General features: G+C 38.0%; 13 protein-coding genes. 6 read left to right on the top strand and 7 right to left on the bottom strand.

All coding sequences use genetic code 11. The features are described from left to right. The first annotated feature begins 357 nt into the window (after positions 1 to 357). Both EGI31_RS06930 and EGI31_RS06925 read left to right on the top strand, forming a co-directional pair. Positions 358 to 1,230 (top strand): ABC transporter ATP-binding protein, encoded by an 873-nt coding sequence (locus EGI31_RS06930; RefSeq protein WP_255036465.1) that lies wholly within the window; start codon positions 358 to 360, stop codon positions 1,228 to 1,230. Positions 1,231 to 1,248: 18 nt separating this feature from the next. Next, complete coding sequence (locus EGI31_RS06925) at positions 1,249 to 4,896, top strand: ABC transporter permease/M1 family aminopeptidase (protein ID WP_255036464.1); 3,648 nt, start codon at positions 1,249 to 1,251, stop codon at positions 4,894 to 4,896. Positions 4,897 to 5,048: 152 nt separating this feature from the next. Here the strand turns inward: EGI31_RS06925 and EGI31_RS06920 are convergent, their stop codons facing one another. From EGI31_RS06920 to EGI31_RS06905, 4 genes are all read right to left on the bottom strand, one after another. After that, positions 5,049 to 8,876: an Ig-like domain-containing protein gene (locus tag EGI31_RS06920; RefSeq protein WP_255036463.1), complete on the bottom strand. Its 3,828-nt coding sequence runs from the start codon at positions 8,874 to 8,876 to the stop codon at positions 5,049 to 5,051. 24 nt (positions 8,877 to 8,900) lie between these two features. Then, the gene (locus EGI31_RS06915) at positions 8,901 to 9,203 is read right to left on the bottom strand and encodes a LytR/AlgR family response regulator transcription factor (protein ID WP_255036462.1); all 303 of its coding nucleotides are present in this window, start codon (positions 9,201 to 9,203) and stop codon (positions 8,901 to 8,903) included. 517 nt (positions 9,204 to 9,720) lie between these two features. Then, positions 9,721 to 10,782: an alkaline phosphatase family protein gene (locus tag EGI31_RS06910; RefSeq protein WP_255036461.1), complete on the bottom strand. Its 1,062-nt coding sequence runs from the start codon at positions 10,780 to 10,782 to the stop codon at positions 9,721 to 9,723. A gap of 42 nt (positions 10,783 to 10,824) precedes the next feature. Beyond that, positions 10,825 to 11,742, bottom strand: coding sequence for a metallophosphoesterase family protein (locus tag EGI31_RS06905; RefSeq protein WP_255036460.1), 918 nt, complete (start codon positions 11,740 to 11,742; stop codon positions 10,825 to 10,827). A gap of 426 nt (positions 11,743 to 12,168) precedes the next feature. Between EGI31_RS06905 and EGI31_RS06900 the strand changes: the two genes are divergently transcribed. Beyond that, entirely contained in the window at positions 12,169 to 12,885 is a 717-nt protein-coding gene (locus tag EGI31_RS06900) for an HAD hydrolase-like protein (RefSeq protein WP_255036459.1), read from the top strand. Beyond that, on the top strand, positions 12,882 to 14,030 hold the full coding sequence (locus EGI31_RS06895) for a TIGR03364 family FAD-dependent oxidoreductase (RefSeq protein WP_310586177.1): 1,149 nt from the start codon (positions 12,882 to 12,884) through the stop codon (positions 14,028 to 14,030). Before EGI31_RS06900 ends, EGI31_RS06895 begins: the two co-directional genes overlap by 4 nt. On the opposite strand, the gene EGI31_RS06890 is transcribed toward EGI31_RS06895, so the two are convergent. After that, entirely contained in the window at positions 14,011 to 15,324 is a 1,314-nt protein-coding gene (locus EGI31_RS06890) for a DUF5690 family protein (protein ID WP_255036458.1), read from the bottom strand. The two genes, EGI31_RS06895 and EGI31_RS06890, sit on opposite strands and share 20 nt — an antisense overlap. Positions 15,325 to 15,652: 328 nt before the next feature. On the opposite strand from EGI31_RS06890, the gene EGI31_RS06885 reads away from it, so the two are divergent. Continuing rightward, positions 15,653 to 16,576, top strand: a complete 924-nt coding sequence (locus EGI31_RS06885; protein WP_255036457.1) for a hypothetical protein — start codon at positions 15,653 to 15,655, stop codon at positions 16,574 to 16,576. Between the two features lie 172 nt (positions 16,577 to 16,748). Here EGI31_RS06885 and EGI31_RS06880 read toward each other — a convergent pair whose 3' ends face one another. Both EGI31_RS06880 and EGI31_RS06875 read right to left on the bottom strand, forming a co-directional pair. Beyond that, a complete protein-coding gene (locus EGI31_RS06880) occupies positions 16,749 to 18,008 on the bottom strand; it encodes an FRG domain-containing protein (protein ID WP_255036456.1) in 1,260 nt (419 codons plus the stop codon). A gap of 219 nt (positions 18,009 to 18,227) precedes the next feature. Beyond that, positions 18,228 to 19,526, bottom strand: a complete 1,299-nt coding sequence (locus EGI31_RS06875) for a DEAD/DEAH box helicase (protein WP_255036455.1) — start codon at positions 19,524 to 19,526, stop codon at positions 18,228 to 18,230. Positions 19,527 to 19,753: 227 nt separating this feature from the next. Here EGI31_RS06875 and fucP point away from each other — a divergent pair, with 227 nt between their 5' ends. Next, positions 19,754 to 21,004 (top strand): L-fucose:H+ symporter permease, encoded by a 1,251-nt coding sequence (fucP, locus tag EGI31_RS06870; RefSeq protein WP_255036454.1) that lies wholly within the window; start codon positions 19,754 to 19,756, stop codon positions 21,002 to 21,004.

Raw genomic sequence — 21,004 nt, 5'->3', positions numbered from 1 at the left:
GCTTGCAAATATAAATCAGTGAAAAACAAATCTCAAAGAAAAATTATTTTGAAGTAAACGGTAGCATAATCTCTTTAGGAATTTATAATTCAAATTATACACTAACCAATTGAAGTTATAGCTGAAATTTTGCCTAAAAATATGACTCCTATAAGCTTTGAAACTGCCATTTTCTTCAACATAGTTTTCTCCACAACCATTGAAAATAAATTAAAAATGGAATCTCCGTGGATTATCAACAAAAACTTCCTTTTATCAATAATTTCTTATATTTGAATAAGTTAAGGCTATTTTTGAAGCCTTGGAATCAGAGAATTCCTAATACCTTTTGATTTCTATTACCCTAATATTAAAAATATGCATTTAACAATCACTAATCTCAACAAAACTTATGGCAATGGCGTACATGCCCTCAAAGATGTGAATCTTACGATTAATCAGGGGATGTTTGGTCTTTTAGGACCCAACGGTGCCGGTAAATCTTCTTTGATGCGTACCATCGCCACTTTGCAGGAGCCTGACTCAGGGGAGATATTCTTAGGAGACATCAACGTACTGACCCAAAAAGACGAAATCAGAAAAACGCTCGGTTATTTGCCACAGGAGTTTGGGGTGTATCCAAAAGTAAGTGCTTTAAATCTGCTCAATCACATAGCGGTCTTGAAAGGCATCACCAATTCCTCTGAAAGGAAAAATGTGGTGGAAGCTCTTTTGCAAAAAACCAACCTTTGGGATGCAAGAAAGAAAAATCTGGGTGGCTATTCCGGCGGTATGAAGCAACGTTTCGGCATTGCTCAGGCACTTTTGGCCAATCCTAAACTCATAATAGTAGATGAGCCAACAGCAGGGTTAGACCCTGCCGAAAGAAACAGATTTTTGAATTTACTGTCAGAACTAGGCGAAAATACGGTCGTTATATTATCAACGCACATCGTGGAAGACGTAAAAGAGCTATGCTCCGACATGGCGGTGTTTAACAAAGGCGAAGTCTTGTTCAAGGGTAGCCCAGACGAAGCCCTGAATGGTATTGCAGGCAAAGTATGGACCAAACGCATAAAAAAAGACGAGCTAAGTGAATACAAAGCCAACTTTAAGGTGATTTCTGAAAAACTGATTGCCGGAAATCCTGTAATCAATGTCTTAGCTGACCAAAATCCCGATGGTACTTTTAGTGCCATAGATGCCGATTTAGAAGATGTTTATTTCTCAAAAATATTTTTGCAATCGTAAAAATCAAATCTTAAAATTATGTTGAAAGAAATCATAAGGTTTGAGTTTTTTTACCGTAAAAACCGACCTGCTACCTATATCTATTTCGGAATATTATTCTTGCTTTGTTTCGCGGCAGTCACCTCTAAATTCGTCACGATTGGCGGAATAGCTGGCGGACAAATCAAAGAAAACTCGCCCTACAACCTGGCATTCATGACCATCATCATGACGTTCTTCTTCACGTTTATTGCCTCCGCCATCATGGGCGTGGCCGTTTTGCGGGATTTTGAACACAAGACCGAATCGCTCATGTTTAGCACTACCATGTCCAAGTTCGACTACCTTTTCGGAAGATTCTTCGGCTCATTTATCGTCATGGTGCTCATTTACTGCTCCATCTGGATGGCCTTTATGACGGGCTATTCAATAGGTAAATTTCTTCCTTGGGATCCTTCTTGGAAAGAAAAAGAAATGCTGGTCTTCGATGCCTGGTCTTATTTGCAGCCGTTTTTTGTTTGGGGCATCAGCAATTTGTTTATTCAGGGAGCTATTTTCTTTGCGGCTGGAGCATTAAGTCGTTCGACTATTGTGATTTATACCCAAGGAATTATACTTTTTGTATTGTACCAAGTGTCGGACACTTTGCTCAGTGATATTGACAATAAAACCTTATCGGCCATGCTCGATCCGTTTGGAGTTCGGGCCTTTAGTATTTTTACTGAGTATTGGACTCCTGCACAAAAAAACTCTCAGATAGTACCGCTTGGAGGAGTATTACTTTGGAACAGATTGCTATGGTGCGGCCTCGCCCTATTGATTTTGATTGGCACCTATTATTCCTTTAGCTTCAATGTGGTCAGAAATACTCTTTTCAAAAGAAAAAATAAGTCAGAAGCTATTGTTGAAAAAATTAAGCCAGAATTGGTAAAAATACCTTCGGTAATGCAATTCTCAGGCTTGAACACAAGTCTTTCACAAATGTGGACACAGGCTAAGTTTTACTTCAGAATGGTTATCAGAGAAGTGCCGTTTATTGCCATTGCATTCGTGGGTGTGGTCCAAATCATCGTGGACTCGTTTTATTTCGACAAAATGTACGGCACCAGCTCCTACCCCATTACGGCCAATGTGATAGGTATGTTAGATGGCTTCGATATGTTTTTCCTGATCATCATCGTGTTTTATTCGGGTGAACTCATCTGGAAAGAACGTATCTCCAACATCCATTTAATTATTGACGCCACACCTGTAAAAGACTGGGTAAACCTCAGTGCCAAATTCATCGGTATGATGCTCATCAATCTGAGCATCATGCTTTTACTGATCTTTATGGGTGTTATGGTTCAAGCCGCACATGGATATTTTAACTTTGAGTTGCCTTTGTACTTTAAGTCAATGTTTACCAGTACCTTATCTTTTGTTTTGTTATATACATTGCTTTCGTTTTTTGTACAAGTGATGTCCAACAACAAATTTATTGGATTCGCCATGATGTTTGTATTCTTTTTAGTTACCTTCTTCCTGGGAGCCGCGGGCATTCAGCATCCTTTGTTTATGTTTGGCAGCGGCCGATTGGGTGGGTATTCTGACATGAACAAGTTTGGGCATTTTGTTACTTCATTCTCGTGGTTAAAACTCTACTGGCTTTCCATGGTAGTGGTTTTCTTTGTACTTTCGGTGGTATTGTCGGTTCGTGGTTCAGAGTCTTTAATGAAAACCCGACTAAAAGTGGGAAAACTCAGACTAACCAAACCGGTGTTGACTTTTGGTATCTTTGCCTTGCTTTCTACCTTACTGACAGGTTGTTATGTTTTTTACAATACCAACAAAATCAATACCTACCAAACCCGGGAAGAGTCAGAAAAAGAACAGGTGACGTATGAGCAATTGTTGAAGAAATTTGAGAAACTTCCTCAGCCGAAGATTGTAGATGTCAATCTGAAAGTAGAGATTTATCCTTCAACCCGAGATTTTACGGCTGAAGGTTATTATTGGCTGAAAAACAAAACCGACAAGCCCATCAGTGAAATCCATATCCAAAACGATGTGGAACACAAGATGAAACTGGCCTATCTGAAGTTTGAGGGTGGTGCCAAAGAAAATCGGAAATATGAAAAACAGGGCTATATCATTCATACGCTCAACAAACCATTGGCTCCGTCTGATTCCATCAAAATGTCATTTAAAACCATATTTGAGACCAAAGGCTTTGTGGCTGGGGGATCCAACACCAATGTGGTGTATAATGGTACTTTTTTCAATAATACTTATTTCCCTTCCATCGGCTATAACAATGGCTACGAAATCGGCGATGACGATACCCGAAGGAAATATAAGCTCAAAGAAAAAGAAAGAATGATGGAGCAAAACGACCCGATTGGCCTATCACAAAGTCTTTTTGGGGATGATGCCGACTACATCAGCTTTGAGATGGTAATTGGTACCGAAAAAGACCAGACGGCCATCGCTCCGGGTTATTTGCAAAAGTCTTGGGAAGAGAAAAACCGGAAATACTTCCATTACAAAATGGACGTACCGATGTGTAATTTCTACTCTATAGTTTCTGCCAAATACGAAGTAAAAAAAGACAAATGGATAGCTCCTGATGGTAAACCGGTGAGTCTAGAGATATATTATAACAAAGGGCATGAGTATAATCTGGACAAAATGATGTCCAGTATGAAATCCAGTTTTGATTATTTCTCGAAGAATTTCAGCCCTTATCAGTACCGCCAGATGCGTATTATGGAATTTCCGAAATATGCCGACTTTGCCCAATCATTTGCCAATACCGTTCCTTTCTCCGAGGGCATAGGATTTATTCAAAAAATATCGGATCCCGACGAAGACCTCGACATGCCATATTATGTAACTGCACACGAGCTGGGTCATCAATGGTGGGGACATCAGGTGGCAGAAGCCAACGTAAAAGGCAACGCCATGCTTTCTGAAACTCAGGCTCAATATTCGGCCTTAATGGTCATGAAACACGCCATAAAACCTGCCATGATGCAGAAGTTCCTGAAATATGAACTCGACCGATATCTTAGGGGTAGGTCTGTAGAAAGGAAAAAAGAACAGCCACTCAATATGGTGGAAGGCCAGGGATATATTCATTATCAAAAAGGCTCACTGGCCATGTTTGCTTTGCAAGATTATATCGGCGAAGATAAGGTCAATCTGGCACTGAAAAACTTCCTGAAAGACTGGCAGTACCCGGGTCCGGATTCTAAAAATAAGCGTTATCCGACTAGCAATGATCTATTGGGCTACTTCAAGGCTCAAACACCTGACTCTTTGAAAAACATCATCACCGACATGTTTGAGACCATCACGCTTTTTGAGAACAAAACGGAGAAAGTGGAATACAAGGCATTGAAAAATAAGACTTTTGAAGTTAAGATTACTACCTCCAGCGAGAAATTCAGGGCGGACAGTTCTGGTGCCGAAAAACCCATCGCCATCAATGACTGGATAGACGTGGGCGTATATGGTGAAGATATCAAAGGCGAGCCCAACTTGCTGTATCTTCAAAAACACAGGGTGAACAAAAAGGCCAACACTTTTACCATCATAGTAAAAGAGAAGCCTAAAAAAGCCGGAATTGACCCCATCAACAAGCTGATAGACAGGCACTCTGATGACAATACCAAAACGGCCAATTTGTCTGAGAGTGGGGTGTAAATAATTGGGATGAATTTATTTAAGATGGTTTATCTTTTTTGGAATCATGCTTGTTTCTTGAAATGCAAAAAGTCCCTGTCGGGGGACTTTTTGTGTTTTTTACTTACTTTGCTTTAAAAAAATTTCATGGCTACAAAGTTAAAAAAGGAAAATTACGGACAGGCCTGAATACTCTCAATTTTACTTTCGAATACTGAGCCAGAACCAACAGAGAATCCTGGATTAAGCTGAACAAAGTTACTGGCCAAGTATTTGATGTTTGCCGGGGCGTTTATCACGTTACTGGCATTGATACTCTGACCAGCTAGGAAATTTTGCGTTCCAGTAATTGTTGATGTGATCGTCAGCGAGTTTTGAATATTCCCAACTACCACTTGTACGGTGGCCACCCTTGCACTTGGCGTACAAGAGCCAGACTCGCAGGCGGCATAGTAAGTGATGCTGGCAGTTGGATTCTGTACCAAAGGGCTACCAGAACCTAACAAAGTCCCACCGGTGGAAGCGTTATACCATTTCACGGTCCCCGAGGCACAAGTGGCTGACAAAGAAACACTTCCATTTGGACAGACCAAGTTTTTATTTGCCAAAACACCTGTTGGGCTAGTGGGTGCAGTCTCGAAAGTAGCCGTTACCGCTACTCTATCCGTAAAACATACACTCAAAAAATTATGGGTACATTCGGCATAGTAAGTGGTCGTACTACTAACCGATTGTATAAAGGAACTTGCGGTACTAATAGAGGACCCACCTGTTGGATTAGTATACCAGTTGATACTTCCATTGCTACAAGTTGCAGAAAAAGTAACATTACTAGGCGTACAAATGGTATTTGGACTGGCAACTGCATTGCTCGGAACTGGCGTGTAAACAAAAGACTCACCCGAACTACGATTACTTTCACAAGTACCGTTTGAACAACTTGGATAATAACGATTAAATCCGGGAACGGGATTGACAGGTGTGTTTACAAACGGACTTCCAGTACCTACCAGAGCACCTCCACTTGGGGCGTTGTACCATCTGACAGTTCCTACAGCACAAGTAGCTGTAAATGTAATAGCGGGTATGGTATTGCCACAAATATTTCTTATGCTTGTAGTTATACCGGTAGGTGTACTCAAAACAATTATCTGTGGTAAATTTACAGGATTGCTCAAACAAGTTCCATTTTTACATCTCACCGAATACGTTGTATTTGTGGTAACGGTAGGTGTAAACGGGGTAGTTGTCGAAAGGGCTGAGGCTCCATTGTACCATTCAGGAATACCCGTTGCACATGAGGCACTCAAGGAGACCATCGTATTTGGACAAATAGCTGTGCTACTTACCGTTACATTGGTTGGATCGGCAGGTAAGGTAACTGTAATACTACCCGTAGCCACTCGTCTTGCACTCACACACGTAGCACTTGATTCGCAAGCTACATAATAAACCGATGGGTTATTTAAGACTGTCACCGCTAATCCTGTACCAACGCCGATGCTTATTCCGCCTAATGAAGTATTGTACCAAGTTACAGTTCCTGTTGCACAACTGGCAGATAAAGTAACAGACTGTCCACATGTAACTGAATTACTACTCACTGATACGCCCGTAGCGTCGGCGGGTAAGGTTGAGGTTGATTGAAATTCATAAGCCCCCATATCTACTGTCGTTTCAAAAGGGCGGGTATTGCCCATGATATCGGTGGTTAATCCATTGCTGCCGTTGTTTAACATCGGAGAGCAAGATGTCAACGTCAATCCATCGTCAGCAGTAAAATATTTATTATCTGCACCTATGATACTGGCAGTATTACTGAATAATGGTGGCATATCTATATTGTTTCCACCATTTGATCCGAAAGCGGCATTCCAAGAACCATTCACATTCGAACCCAAGATATTTGAATTTGAAATCGTAAGTGTTGAAGTATTGTTAATAATATTGGTACTTGTCAATGCCGCATTTCTAATTATCGAATTGCTTACATTTATTATACCTGATTCGAAGTGAACAGGGCTAAGGGATGAATTTGTTGAAGTATTATTATAAAATGTCAAATGATTAATATTGATGACATTTCCGACTGGATTATTACTCGAAACATACAGCACTCCACCGTTCGACGTATTATTTGCCATCACATTATTAATCATATTTATAAAAGTTCTGTGAAAGAATATCAAACCTGTGCCCGAATTGGTATTTCCCAGCCACTGACAATTTTCGAGGGTAGTTACCAAATTTGCCCAAGCGTTTTGATTGTTTATATAAAATGCACCTGCATCAGATGAATTTCCTGTTATTACGCAGTTTTTAATGGTAGCCCCAGCAACAGAAACCAAAATAGCGGCTCCCCTAAATGAGCTTATTGGCACCGTATTTACCGTTTGATTGGTAGAAGTGCTGGAAGGGGAGGTTTTGCCCCCTGTCAGAATAAATCCATCCAAAATATTATTGGAATTGGTACTATTCAATCCTGCAAAAACTACAATATGATAGACATTATTTCCAACAATATCTGTATGGTTTTCACTGATATTGTTACCGTCTGTATTTATATCGTTGTTGTCTATGTCACCTGATAGAATTGTTTTATTATTTACCCAATCTCTCTGATTTAAAAGCGTTTCAGTACCAGAAAAACCACCGTAAACTTTCACCTCAGCTTTCATAACGAAGAGTTTATCCCTTGCATCAGATGGCGAAGCATTGCCCGCAGCATTTTTTTGTGGTTTATAAACACCAGCCGCTACCCAAACTTCATCATTAGCACCAGAGGCGTTTATCATGGCTTGCAAATCAGCAGAGGCATTTGTCCATGAAGAGCCATCACCAGTTCCCGAAGCAGTTGGTTTTACATATTTTCTACCAATCACTTTTGTAAAATTAAATGGCACAATGTAGTTGCAGGTTATCTGCGTCATTTTGGCGTATAGTGGATAAGTTCCTTCCGCATAGCTAGCTAAAATATCAAATCTATTGGTTGCAGCCGTATAAGTACCAGCCGAAACCGTGGCAGCAGCATCGCTAAAAACACCAATATTGGTGGTATTTCCTGCCAAGGTTGAGATGGTAAACACCCCAGTTGGACTATTCGTATCAAAAACCAACGCCCGTCTGTTATTAATTGGGTTACCTGAGGTAGTTCCATATTTGACCACGCCGTTGTTTGTAAATCCATTGCCTGTATTCAGATTTCCAGTAACTACAAATGAACCCGGATTGGTAATCACTGATTGATTATTCATGCTTAAATTGCCGTTAATGGTAATACTGCCACAATTTGAGGTTTGAAAAAGACCATCTAGTCCTGTATGTTCTACGTTACCGTTTACGGTTAATTTCCCCGCTACTTGTACTTTACCAGGGTTCAGAAAAGCTCCCCTTGTAGTGCCAGTGATATTCATGACCGAACCATCACGCATATCTATAAAAGCAGTGGTAGTGGTAAATCTCAAACCGTCTGTGCCACTTATTGTGGTATTACTGCCTGAGTAGCAGGTAATTTCACAAGGGGCAGCACCAGAAATACTAATTCCGTAAGTATTTCCTCCAATTAATTCTAATGTTCCGTACTGATAAAAGTTACCGTTTGTCATTCTTAAAGCCCCCTCATTACCAGGCTGGCTTGCTCTAGTATTTGTAGCAGTTATTGTTCCGTTATTTGTGATAGACCCTTGACTGATATTTATAGGGTTTCCAACATTAGATAGAGTCAGACTACCTGTGGATTGAACCGTAAGCGGACAACCTCCATTAGAAATATCGATAGATTTTGCGACTGCCGCAGAGCTGATAATTGGGTCGTTGGTTGTATTGCTATTGAGCAAAACAGCATCAGTAGCGGTAGGTACGCCCGAAGGACTCCAATTATTTGGCTCATGCCAACTTGTAAGATTTCCAACAGTACCCCCAACCCAAGTCTTGGTTTGGGCCAATAATCCGTGGCCAAGGCCAATAAAAATAATAAGCAGTAAGTAGAAGTTTTTTTTCATAGTTTCAATAAAATAATTGGGCAATTAAATAGCTTTCAATATCCTTTTTTGTCTTCTCCTTGATATTTTCACAATTTCATTATTCTGTAAGACGAGAGCATCTTCAGTAGTTCGTTTTATAAATCGTGCATTGACCAGATGCGAACGATTTGGGCGACAAAAAGCAAAGGGCTTAAGACGTGATTCGAGGATTCCTAGCGATGTAGAAGACAGTATCCTTGAGCCGTCGTTGAGATAAATGTGCGTGTAGTTAATTTCGGCTTTCAGGAAGTCAACCTGTTCGGGATCCAATTCTTTTCTACTTCCAAAAGAGATTAGTTTTTTCATGAGTTTCAGGCAATTAAGTTTTACCAAAATTAATAAATCTCCAACCTAGACCTTTAACTCATTTCTTACATTCTTTAACTCATTTCTTACAAAAGGACCTATTTTTAGGCTTTTTTTATAAAAAATTATGTCCAAAGCATTAGAAATCGTAAGAATAACAGATGGCTTACTTTGTAAAGTAGAGCATGTTACTCGAAGAATTATGAAGATGATTTTTTGAAAATTTTGATGATATCTGTACAAGCCATATGTAAGGAAATTGAAATTTTACTACAGAAATAAAGTCTCCATATTTATAAATTAGCAAGTATTTAAACCAACCTCTGTCAGCAGAAAACGAATTTGGAAAACATAATGAAAAACCGAAATCGTATTATTTATGAAACAGGCACTGCATGAAGAACTAAAGGCTAACACACGAAGCAAAGTCAAGTTAAGCGTTGGAAAAATCTGTTTTTAATAAGTATATCTTTGGTTAGTATTATTGAAAAGAAACATAAAACAATTCAATCGAAGTCTATCTTAATCCATCAATTACTTTGCCTATCTCTTTACCGTTTTCAAAATTATAACCTAAAAAAGCAGCCAGCGTTTTGGCAATTTGGTTTTGGAAAAGGTTTTGCTTAGTAGATACTTCGCCTTTGGCAGGTGTATCAGGACCAATTACCGCCATCCAAATCTGTGCGGCATCTCTGATTCTCTGGCCATGGCTGGTCCATTCCGACTTCACGATGTCTCCCCTACCATGGTCGGTGGTGATGATAAACGTAGTTTTGTCTTTGTATTGTGGTTGCGACTGGCAGTAATTCCAGAGGTCACTCAGGTATTTATCAAAAGCATGAGCAGACTGTAGATATTCTTTGTATTTACCGGCATGGGCGAAGCCGTCTGTGTCGTCAAAAGAAATAAACATCACTTTGGGTTTGTTCAAGGCCACATATTCTTTAGCCTGAAAATAGGTGATAAAATCGTGTCGCTCGGCCTTGGCATGTGGAGCCATTTGTTGGATTTCGTTGAGTAATTCTTGTTTTGGAGAAAGTTTGCCTTCCACCAATTCATGCCCAGAATTCACCGGAATACCACTTCTTTTGTCGTTGATGATATACGGAAAAACATCCCAAGTACTGAAGGCCGCCACTTTTCCTTTAAACTTTGGTTGATTATAGAGATACTCCAAAACCGTTACATTCTTGTTATAATTTTTATCGTTAGAATTGATCTCAACATCGGCAAATCCGGTGAGCAATTCGTTGTAACCGGGATAAGAAAAACGATAAATATTGTCGACATCCATAAAATTACCTATCCATCTGTTGCCATAAATTTGGCCTTGGCTGGCAACTGTTTTCCAAATAAAAGGCAAAAACTTCTCTCTTCTTTCTTGTCGTGTTTTAGCCCAAAATTCATTCACAGATTCGGCCGAATCAGGAGTAAATGTTTTATTAAAAATAATTGCTGAATCAGCTCCAGAAAAAACATCCTGCCAACGCAGTCCATCAGAGGTTATCAGAAAAACATTCTCCGTTTTTTGGCTAAAACACTGTATAGAAATAAAAGCAAAAAGTAATATTTTTTTCATGAGAAGCGATTGAATAGTTTGGAACTAAAATAATAGAAAATTTTAAGAATAACTCAAATATTTATTCTCAAAAGTGCCATCTTCATACAAATCAACAAGAGCATAACCGGGCTTGGTTTGTTTGTAATTGCCCATCCACCAGTTGCCACTGACGGCACCGTTGCAACAGTAAGTTATCTGATTGTATTCAATTCTATCTGTCAAGTGAATGTGCCCGCTGATGGCCAGTTTGATATTGGGATAATTGGCAAACAGTTCTACTAAATCTTCGGCGTCACCGTGCATCCAAGTTTCAGGAACACGCCACTCACCGTTTTTAAAGTTTTTACCATCTAAAAACACACAAGCAGACAAAATGGGAATATGAGAAACAAATAGAATATGGGTTTCCTTTGGCGTTTCTTTGAGTTGATTTTTAAGCCAATCCAATTGTCCTTCATCTATTTTCCCTTGGTACCCCTTTAAATTTAGTTTGCCTTGAACGCTATCCAAAACTATAATTTTCCAGTTTGCAGCATTAAATGTATAATAGGTTTTGTTCATCCCAAAATGATCCATGGCCTCCTTTTTACCGTCTTCAAAACCCTGCAAATCGTCTTTTTTTCTATAAATGTCGTGGTTACCCACACAATTGTAAAAGGGCAGCTTATTCTCAGAATTTATAACACTTTTATACAATTCCCATTGTTTTGAGATACTGTTAGTTGAAGCATGATGAGAGCCCATTATGGCATCCCCTCCGTTAATTACAAAGTCAACTTTCTGCTCTGAATTCTGAATATGATGAAGGCATTTCTCGAAACCTTTGGCAGCACCAATGTGAGGCTGAATGTGCGTGTCTGTTATATGGGCAATCCGAATGGATTTCTTTTTAGGAGATTCTTTGGCTAAAATTTCTTTCGGTAAAACCAGTCCACCTGTTATCAGTCCGAGACTTTTTAAAAGGCCACGTCTTTGCATTCGTTTTTTTTGCAAATTTCCGAACCCAAAATAACCAAATCATTAAGTAGGTGTTAAATGATTCATTAGAAACAAAAATAATGAGAAATGTTTCCTTATAATCACAAAAAAGTCCGTTTGGAAAATTTGAAATCTACAATTCCGATAAAAACTCAAAGGCCAATTTCAAATTTTCCATGAGGACTCATTTTTTGTGAGTGTTTTTTTGTTACTTTTTTTTGAAAAAAAGTAAGCCCGCCTGGCAAGGCACACAAAGTATATTTGAGTCCTATTTTACTAACTTTAACCCTATTTATAATTTAACACTGGCTTAACCTCCCTAAAAATCCAGTTCCATATTTTTGTAAAATATAAAACAACGAGTCTTAAGACAAAGAGGAAGATAATTATCCTTTTGCGTCTTAGCGAAGTATTGGTAAAAACAAAATGAAAAATATAGAACTCGTCATATTTGACATGGCAGGCACTACTGTCAGAGACCAAAAAGAAGTAGAAACATGCTTTGCTCAAGCATGTAAATTCACCAACTTAGATGTCACCGAAGAAAGAATATTAGCCCTTCAGGGTTATTCAAAAATAGAAGTATTCAGAATGCTCTGGAATGAAAAAATAGGCGATACACATCCAGATTTTGCCAAAAACGTACAATATAGCTATGAAAACTTTACAAGAATTTTAGAAGAACATTACCTCAAGCACAGCATTTTACCCACCGACCATTGCCTTGAAATATTTGAGTATCTAAGAGCAAACCATATAAATATAGCCCTAACAACAGGTTTTTACAGAAAAGTAACAAACATCATTCTTAACAAACTGGGTTGGCTTGAAGGCCTCAATTCAGAATATTTTAATGCTTCAGGAAAAGGCATCATCGACCTTTCGATAGCTTCTGACGAAGTAGAAAAAGGCCGACCGCAGCCCAATATGATCCTAAAAGCAGTAAAAACACTGGGCATCAGTGACATAAAAAATGTCATAAACATAGGCGACACACCATCTGATTTACAATCAGGCAAAAGTGCTGGGGTGGCCCTAAGTCTCGGTATTTGTAACGGCACCCACAGCCGAGCTCAACTCGAAGGCTATCCAAACGATGGTCTGTTAGCCGATTTGTCGGAACTGAAAAGTTACTTATCATGATGAAAAAATACGACCTAATAATAGTTGGTGCAGGCATAATGGGCACTTTCCATGCATTACATGCAGCCAAAATGGGCAAAAAAGTACTATTGCTCGAAAAAGACAATCGACCAGTTGGTAGCACCATACAAAACTTCGGTCAGGTGGTTCCTTCTGGCTTAGATGCTTACTGGCAAAAGTTCGGTATCAGAAGTTTGGAGATTTTTGACGAACTGCAAGCCGAGGCTGACTTCACATTGGTTAAAAACGGCAGTGTGTACATAGCCTCTGACGAAGAGGAGTTGAATTTAATAAATGAGGTTGCCGAGCTACACAATAAAGCTGGCTATACCCAAGAAGTTCTTTCCAAAACTGCCACCAAAGTACTTTTCCCCGACATAAATTCGGACTACATCAAAGGCTCTATTTTTTATCCGAAAGAATACAGCGTAAACTCCTCGGAGTTTATTTACAAACTGATAGCTTATTGTGTGGAGAAGTTGGGTGTTGACTACAGAAACCACACCGCCGTCATCAACGTGGAAGAACAAAACGGAGAAGTAAAAGTTGAAACAGCGGCCAGAGAGGTATTTTTGAGTGAGAAAGTCATCATTTGTAGCGGTTATGTTTTCAATCTATTGTTTCCCGAAATCTACCGAAACAGTGGCCTGATAGTGAGCAAATTGCAGATAATGAAAACGCTGCCTTTAAAGCAATTCAACCTCAAAGCCAACATTCTTACTGGCCTCACTATCAGAAGATACGAATCATTTGAGGAATGTCCATCTTTTGCGAAACTCAAAACCCCCAATCATTTATTGGAACTCAAAAAATGGGGTATTCACATACTATTCAAGCAATTGCCTGACGGCAGTATTATCGTGGGCGACTCGCACGAATATGCTGGAGTGAGTGAGGTAGAAAATCTCGGATTAGGCGTAAGCGATTATATCAACGACCTCATGAAAAACGCGGCAGAATTGATTTTGAACATTCCCCGAAGAAGTTATACCCAAACGTGGGCAGGCTATTATGCCCAACATCCCGAAGGGATTTTTGAGCATAAAATATCAGAAAATATCGAAATCAGAACCGGTATTGGCGGCAAAGGAATGACCACCAGTGCGGGTTATGCCGAAGCCAAAATCAACCAATTGTTTCGCTAAACTCATATTCTTTTTGTTTGCTATATTTCTTTTCAAAAAAGAAAAACTGCGTCGCTATCAACAAAATTCCTAAATAGCCAGTCACTTCGCTCAGTTCCAAAAGTGTCTGGCTATAATTTATACTTTTCTTGCTAAATTCCTTGTAAAACAATAGGACTACACTACCCAAATATCCCACGCTATCACACATATACACAAAGAAACCAGCATTGCCCTTAATCCTTTGGTAAGCTATAAGTCGTTCAAAATAAGCAATCTGAATCAGCAGATAAGGCAAATAAAAGCCAATACCCAGCGTAGTCATCCAAATTTGCGGAGAAATAATGCCAGCCCGAAAGAGATAATTACTCAACAATATAGAAAGTAATGAAAAAACAATCATGATGGTGATGGCATAATAGGCCGTGCGGTTGTTTTTGAAAAAAGCAATAAACGCCAAAAACACCATGACTACAGATGCTATAATAGTTTCTGTTTTCGCAAAAATCAATTTAGAATGATTGCTGTCAATTTGATGCCAAATTTCGACCGCAAAATTATCTCGAAAATCTCGGAGCGTAGTGAAAAACGCATACCCCAATATGATGGTTAAGATTCCAAAACCATATTTGGAAAGTATTTTAACTTTTTCGGCATTGTTCATCGGTTTGCGAGAGACTTTTACTTGTTGTTCTTCCTTGTTTGGAGGCGGTATTTTACTCAACATCCACACAAAAACGGCAAATGCAGGCAAAAAGATAACCCCCACCACAAAGGGCATCCAAAACTCAGAGAAACCACTATAAGCTTGAATATAGAGATAGACCGACTTCAGAATACCCGAGGTCATAATCATATTGATGCTCAAGCCAATACCCAATATTTCGGTAAACCTCCGTCCCTCCAAAAAACTAAAAAGCACACCCCAAACCATGCCCAAAGGCAGGCCGTTGATAAACAAAAATGGCAGATTATAGGGTGCTGGTACCCAGCCAAAAAACAAAAGGGCCAAACCCGCGATGGATATCAACGAAATAATGAGTTTGATTCTTTGCTGAGGCCGAAGCTCCGAGATGATTTTTACGCCGATAAACTTGGAGCTCATATAACCCAGCACTTGCATGATGATATAGACGCTTTTGAGGCTCATACCCCAAAGCACATAACCCTCAAATTGGGCCGTAAAAAAGGGCTTTCTGAAGGCGTAGGTGCAAAAATAAGCCCCAAAAGCCGCAACAAAGCACCAAATATTGAGTAAAAGTGGTTTACTGATTAATCGAGCCGAAAGGTATTCCACAATCTGTTTTTTACGCAAATTGGGATTCTAATATTACTACAAAGTGAAGCCTTTTTTATGAAATTGATATGAATAAGTGGGGGGGTGAATTAAAAGTTTTTTTTGAGCCTAGCAGACTTCAAGAAAGGACTCTAAAAATATTGAATTTTAGGTAGTAAGATTAATTTTTTCTTTTGTAATGGATTTGTATATTTGTTTATCAGAAAATAAGTAGGCACTTCACAACGTATCAGTTTATCAAGGGAATCAAAACAAGTTAAAAACTACTGCGATTTTTGTGGGAATTTATGAATTGATGGCAACTTATAAGAAATATTAATTACTAACATAATCGACTAAAAAATTAATGCAAAAACTAGATTTTGTAAAAAAATTGAGTTTTTTAATTACTAAATTAAACTCTATTGAATTCATAGAAATATTTGACCAATCTTTTGATTCGCCCGACAACAACTTATTCAATTTTTCGCAATTAGTTCCAATTCTCTTTCAATCAAAAAGCAATTATGATATACTGAATAACCAAAAAGAATTCAAGAAAATTTTGGTTGACTTAGAATTGGACGAAATTTATGATTCGGAAAATTTGTCTTTTCTTGCAAGGTGTTTTACCAAAGCTATACCGTACAATCTTTTTATAGAAGTTCCGGTAAAAAGGTTTTGGAGTACACATCAAGGACTTGTACAATTACTAAATCTCACAAAAAAGTTATTTTTAAATGAAATTTTGCTTCAAAAAAATGAAACACAATTGAATAAAGGTATTTTAATCTTTCAAATTACAATCGAAGAAGACAGTTTGGATGCAAGTGTTTACTCTGACATTTTCACTAATTTAAAAGAATTAGTAACAACCATTTCAAAAATTTATTCAGAAGGGGATGATAAATTAGATATAATTTTATTGGATTCTGGTAGCAATACAAATTTAGCAGTACAAACCACTGCCGAAACTGCAAAATCTTTATTTTTAATATTTAAAGAAATGTGGGACTTCTTCACTAACCATAAGTTTTATAAACAAAAACAACATAATCAAGCTCTACTTGAAAGTTTAACAATAATGCAAGAGATTAAAGATAAAACAACTAGTGGTGTTTTAACTGAAGAGCAAGGGAAAGAATACATTCATTACATTAAAAGCAGGACAGACAAACTAATCAATCATAAAGTGATCCCAAAATGCATTATGGAAGAGAATATACAAATCGATAGCGTTAAACAATTGAACGAAATGAAAGAAGTCAAACTTCTAAACTCTGGAAATTAGTAAGATAACGAGTTTCAGCTAGCATTATGCTTAGGAAGGACTGACAGAATAGATTGTAGATTTAAATATCTATGTAACATTTGGTATTAAATTAATTTATTGGACTATATTTAGAACTATGCCCTACGATGGTTCCACCATCGTTGCGGTTGGAAGAACTAACTGTTCCTCTTTACTCCATTTTCTTACATTTTTCGAAAACCTCCCAAGTGTTAATATCTGGGCTTGGATATATAAAATCTTTAGTAATGCCATCAGCATCGAGTTGTTTTCGAATGTGGGATTCCAAACTCTTATGGATGTTGAAGCAACTGCAAAAACTATAACCTTTAGCATCCTCTTCAGTTTTCCCCTCTTTGAATTGTTCATCGCCTACTAATTCAATTGGCTTACTTGGATCCGCACTCCAAGTAAATACGCCCTTTTGGTTTAAGATGTTTTTGCTGTTATTAAGAGAGAATAATATGCCTGTGTCTTTATCTCTGTCGCTGAAATAACCAATTGGGAAGTTGATCAAATAATCAATATTTGTCATATGTGAAATGAAACCAGATCCATTTAACTTATTTCTGTCAAATACTCTTCTCCCTGCAAAATGCTCAGTCATTTCCTTTTTCTTATTTTCGTCTCCGTTTGAAATAATTTCTATCATTTCAGCCATTTCCAGAGCATCTTGTTTGTCTAGATCATCAAAAATAATTTTCCTAAAACTTCCAGCCTCAAAGTATTTCTCCTCAACATAATACACACTAAAATAATCATCAATTTCAATGGTTCCTTTATTAGTTTCAAGCCCATCAATTGCGAAATATAAAGCATTCTGAAAACTATAAGTCCAGTCTAATAAAGGGGTTGGGCATTCATGGTGTTGTAAATAAGCTAATACAGAGATAGAATTTGTTGAGTCAATATGATTTTCATTTAGCAACTCTTGAATATTAATGCTATACTTTTCTTTTCCTAACTCAATTAATTTTTTTAAAAAATTTTTAAAGTCGTACTTTTCATAAAGCTTCTCTAAAATCCATAATCTTTGAAGTTTACTATATAGTCTCCATTTAGCTTCTCTTTGACCACGAAAAAGTGTATCTTTTTCAGCTACATATTTTTTGTATATCATATTGAATTGCTTCTCAGAATCGATATTTTCCTGAACAAAACTATTATTTTTCTGAAGTGTGGATTTATATTCCGAAATATGTTCTCTATGAAAAAACGGAGGCGATAAATGAGATTCTAGAATGTTTAACATTGCGGAATTAACTACTGAGCTTACAGTATTTGGGTCAACTTTGCCGTCAGATCCTTTTTTTACTTTGATTAAATCATCCAACAAATCTCTAAATAGGATTTTTTCGACCCCTCCGTTATCCAGATACTCTTTAAATAGTTTAACTTTTAAGTCTAGATTAGAAATTTTTCTTTTTGGCATTGATATTTAAATATTTTTAAATTCTATGTTGGTTTATTCTGCTCTTAGTTATTATACCGTTGTGCCGTGTCTTGCAAGTTATACTTGCCTAAAACCAAGTTCATAATAAAGACTTCCAATCATTTTATATATAATCTACATTCGGACTACCTATCTTTAATCGGGTAAAACTCGATTACAGCCCCAACGATGGTAGAACCATCGTAGAGCATTTAAAACTCACCTAGCCACCTCAATCTTCAATTTCTTTCCCTTAATTTTTTGGTCTTTTATGTTTTTGAGGAATAAGGGAACTTGGGGTGTTGCAATAGCCACGTAGGAGGCGAAATCTTGTACTTCTATTTTGCCCAAAGCTTCTTTTTCTATGCCGCCTTTTTGCAAACAAAAACCTACAATGTCTATTTTGTTTATCTTGTCTTTTTTGCCTCCACTAAAATAAAGTGTGGTCCACGATTCTTTGGTAACAGCCTTGGGGCTTTGATCTAAAGCCAACTCTTCGGGCAACTGAGCAATGTATTGCGGAGTTCTTTGTCCTTCTTCTAAAAAGAAATAAGCTACGCCAGAGGCGTTCATTCGGGCGGTGCGGCCGTTACGGTGTACAAACTCCTGCTCATGAAAAGGCATAGAATAATGTATCACGTTTTCCACCTCAGGAATATCCAAACCTCTGGCAGCCAAGTCGGTACTCACCAAATACCTTACACTTCCATTTCTGAATCTTATCAAAGCTTTTTCACGGTCAATCTGTTCTATCTTACCATGAAACACACCGCAATTTATACCGTTTTTGGTCAACAGATTGGCCACTTCTTCTACCTCATCTCGCTGATTACAGAAAATCAAGGTCGGAGTCTGGCTAATTTGTCCGAGAAGAATATTTAAGGATTTTATCTTGTTGTTGGTCTTAACATATCGCAAAGCCAAGCCTTGGTTTCGTTGGCCATCATTTATAAAATCTATAGTATTTATGCTGTCGATATTCAGAAAACTAGGCAAGCTAATTCCTTGAGTAGCAGATACAAATATGTATTTTTTCAATTTAGGCAATCGCTCCAATATAAACTGCATTTGTTCATGAAATCCCATTTCCAGCGACTTGTCAAACTCGTCAAAAATGATGGTTTTTACTTGTTTAGAATCTATGGTATGTCTTGTATAATGATCGGCTATTCGGCCTGGTGTACCCACCAACAATGCCGGTGGATTTTTAAGGCTGTTTACCTCCACTTCCATGCTGTGGCCACCATAAAAAGCACTTATTTTATGTCCCGAACCTATGCTTTTCCAAACGGACTCTATTTGTAAAGCCAGCTCACGGGTCGGAACCAGAATGATGGCCTGAATTTGATTTTCAACTGGTTTAAGAATTTGGAGTAAAGGCAACAAAAACGCCAAAGTTTTGCCCGAACCCGTTGGCGATAATAAAAGGGTATTCGGATGCTCTAAAATACTCTTTTGAGTAGCTATCTGCATTTTATTCAATGCTTCAATGCCTATTTTTGCTAAGATTTTTTCCATATACAAAGGTACGGAAAGTTTTGAGTGGTTGTCTTTTTTGAAACACATAGGCATATAGGGATCATAGGTTTGGATATTTTTAAACACATAGGCACATAGTTATCATAGGTCTCTATGTGTTCTATGCTCCTATGTGTTTATTAATAAATTATGTGTTTATCAAAAAAAGGCGACCTTTCTTCCAGTTTTGTCCCGAAAAAATTACCTTGCAAAAAATTTAACCCTAAATGAAAGAAAATAAACCCAATTACTTGGTCCCGTTTGTGTTGGTCACTTGCTTGTTTTTTATGTGGGGCTTTGCCAACAACCTCAACGGTATTCTTATCCCTCACCTTCGTAAAGCATTACAGCTGAGCAATATGCAATCTACTTTTGTAGATACAGCAGTTTATTTGGCTTACTTTTTAGGGGCAATTCCTGCAGGTTTAGTTTTGAAAAAATTTGGTTACAAAAAGGGCATAATTCTGGGTTTATTGGTCTTCAGTTTGGGAGCTTTTTTGTTTGTTCCTGCTGCCAATTCACGCACTTATGGCATATTCCTTTTGGGATTATTTATTATAGGCATTGGCTTGACCATACTTGAAACCGCCGCCAATCCTTACGCAACAAAACTAGGTGATGCCAAAGATGCCACCACAAGGCTGAATCTTGCTCAATCTTTCAATGGATTAGCGGCGTTTTTAGCCCCTATGGTGGGTACCATCTTCATTCTGTCAGGCAAAGAGTATTCTTCCGAGGAACTTAATCTTTTACCAGAAGTTGAAAAAATAGCCTATTTGACTTCAGAAGCTGCATCTGTAAAAATGCCATACATGATTTTGGGTGGATTTTTATTGGTGATAGCGGTACTTTTTATGGTTTTGAAATTCCCTGAATTTAAAATTGAAGAATCAGGTAAAGAAGAAGGATCAATAAGCGGTGCCTTAAAAAGAAAACATTTAGTTTGGGCAATAATCGCTCAATTCTTTTATGTGGGGGCACAAGTTTGTGTAACGAGTTTTTTTGTCAGAATGGCCATTTCAGGTGGAGGGGTTGACGAAAAAACAGCTGGCTTTTATCTAAGTATAGTTTACGGTTTGCTATTTATGAGTGGAAGGTTTGTAGGAACATTTCTAATGAGATATATCACACCATCAAAATTGCTTTCAATTTATGCAACTATATGTATCATTCTGAGTTTAGTGGCTATCTATGCGGATGGAAAAAACGTTGTAATCGCCCTTGGTGGCTTGGGCTTTTTCATGTCAATAATGTTTCCAACAATATTCTCATTAGGAATAGAGGATATGCTAGAAAACACCAAACCTGCTTCTTCTCTGATAGTTATGGCCATTATAGGTGGTGCCATTTTCCCGGTTATTATGGGATACATCATCGACAATTCAAACGACAACATTCAGGTGGGTTACTGGGTACCTTTGGTGTGTTTTATAGTGGTTTTGTATTATGGATTGGTAGGTCACAAAAAAGCGGCTTGA

Source organism: Lacihabitans soyangensis (genome assembly GCF_024343775.1).
GTDB lineage: Bacteria > Bacteroidota > Bacteroidia > Cytophagales > Spirosomataceae > Leadbetterella > Leadbetterella soyangensis.
The sequence above is the reverse complement of the archived record's forward strand: the minus strand, read 5'-3'. Positions and strand labels throughout refer to the sequence as shown.

Excerpts from the sequence above, each read along its gene's own strand:
- EGI31_RS06930 (WP_255036465.1), top strand. The coding sequence starts at position 358 with ATGCATTTAACAATCACTAATCTCAACAAAACTTATGGCAATGGCGTA.
- EGI31_RS06925 (WP_255036464.1), top strand. The coding sequence starts at position 1,249 with ATGTTGAAAGAAATCATAAGGTTTGAGTTTTTTTACCGTAAAAACCGA.
- EGI31_RS06920 (WP_255036463.1), bottom strand. The coding sequence starts at position 8,876 with ATGAAAAAAAACTTCTACTTACTGCTTATTATTTTTATTGGCCTTGGC.
- EGI31_RS06915 (WP_255036462.1), bottom strand. The coding sequence starts at position 9,203 with ATGAAAAAACTAATCTCTTTTGGAAGTAGAAAAGAATTGGATCCCGAA.
- EGI31_RS06910 (WP_255036461.1), bottom strand. The coding sequence starts at position 10,782 with ATGAAAAAAATATTACTTTTTGCTTTTATTTCTATACAGTGTTTTAGC.
- EGI31_RS06905 (WP_255036460.1), bottom strand. The coding sequence starts at position 11,742 with ATGCAAAGACGTGGCCTTTTAAAAAGTCTCGGACTGATAACAGGTGGA.
- EGI31_RS06900 (WP_255036459.1), top strand. The coding sequence starts at position 12,169 with ATGAAAAATATAGAACTCGTCATATTTGACATGGCAGGCACTACTGTC.
- EGI31_RS06895 (WP_310586177.1), top strand. The coding sequence starts at position 12,882 with ATGATGAAAAAATACGACCTAATAATAGTTGGTGCAGGCATAATGGGC.
- EGI31_RS06885 (WP_255036457.1), top strand. The coding sequence starts at position 15,653 with ATGCAAAAACTAGATTTTGTAAAAAAATTGAGTTTTTTAATTACTAAA.
- EGI31_RS06880 (WP_255036456.1), bottom strand. The coding sequence starts at position 18,008 with ATGCCAAAAAGAAAAATTTCTAATCTAGACTTAAAAGTTAAACTATTT.
- EGI31_RS06875 (WP_255036455.1), bottom strand. The coding sequence starts at position 19,526 with ATGGAAAAAATCTTAGCAAAAATAGGCATTGAAGCATTGAATAAAATG.
- fucP (WP_255036454.1), top strand. The coding sequence starts at position 19,754 with ATGAAAGAAAATAAACCCAATTACTTGGTCCCGTTTGTGTTGGTCACT.